A 1,347-nucleotide genomic window follows, 5' to 3' on the forward strand; every position below is an offset into this window, starting at 1 on the left:
GCGGCGTAACTTAAGCCTTTTGTCACATTATAGTGACGCTCTGCTGCATTCCCACCTAATGATGTATTAACTGCAGCAGTAGTCCCACTTATTACTCTTTGTACTGCATTCCCTCCGGATTGTTGAACAGCACTCGCGGCACTAAAGTATGCATTTGATACCGTATCAATGCGATCCGCAAGCATAAGGTGTTTCGCACCTTCCATTACACTCATGCCAAGTTTTGTACTTTGCTGTGTCATACGTCCCACTGCGGAAGTTGGGATAGACATTTTACCAGCACTTTGTGCAATATTCGCTACACTTGTTGATGCATCTGCATAAGAGCGTTCAATTTCCGCAACGGAAAGATCTCCTGCACGTGCGATACTCGCTTGCGTTTGTGTCGCTGCATATACAGCTTTATTGATTGCGCCACCTGTCGCAACGCCATGTGAACGAACACCTTGAATCGCACTAGTAATTCCAGAACCTACTTGTTGACTCACTGTTCCAAGACTTGCATGGCTTTGTAAACCTTTCGTTAATTGCGAAGCAAAGGCATCTTTATTAATATACGATTGATTATGTAGACTCTTACCACTCATATCTTTTGCCTGTACGGGCATCGCTCCCGCTTGTACTGCCGCTTGTTGTGCGACTGCTTTAAATTCATTTCCTTTTTCATTCAGGTGAGACTGCCAAGCTTGCTCTTTTTGTGGTTGAGACATAGTTGGAGACAACTTTTTCATAAAGCTTGCCTGTTGTTCTGCTGCATAGCCCTGTTTAAAGGATTCTGTAGAAGCTTGTACCAGGTTCCCAACATTACTTACTTGTTTTGCTTGCTGGCTTCCTGTTCCACTTGTCAAACCATGCGTTTTCACGCCGTTGACTGCCTTCTGAATGCCTGCCACACTAGATACACCCATCGCATTTAAGCCAGGATTTTTTTGTAACTGTTGTGATAAATGAGCAGCGAAAGCTTCTTTATTCGCATAGTTTGTACCGTCTTTTTGCTGTACAATACCAGCTGATTCCGCCGCTTGTTGCGCATGATTTTGAAATCCTTGTACTTTTTGATCTAAATGCTTATTCCATGCGGCTTCTTTTTCTTGTTGCGGCATATCTGCAGGGAATTGTTTCATGAATCCAGCCTTATGGTCTGCACTATACGCTTTCTTAAATGCAGCAGTAGAAGCACCGACAAGAGCACCGACTTGTCCCATATTTTGATGGCCACTTTCTAACGTTTCTCCTTTTACATCCTCGACTGCTTTTCCGACTTTTCCTAATGCAAGTCGAGAAGCAAACGCATCTTTATTCACATAGGACTTATCAAACAGATTATTTCCTTGTTTGTCCTTCGCA

General features: G+C 43.4%; 1 pseudogene. It reads right to left on the reverse strand.

Annotation, left to right across the window (positions count from 1 at the left end):
* Positions 1 to 1,347 (reverse strand): annotated as a pseudogene (locus ACZDYH_RS30335) (hypothetical protein); the annotation flags it as partial.

The sequence above is a fragment of the Bacillus sp. EB V-12 genome, assembly GCF_056158125.1.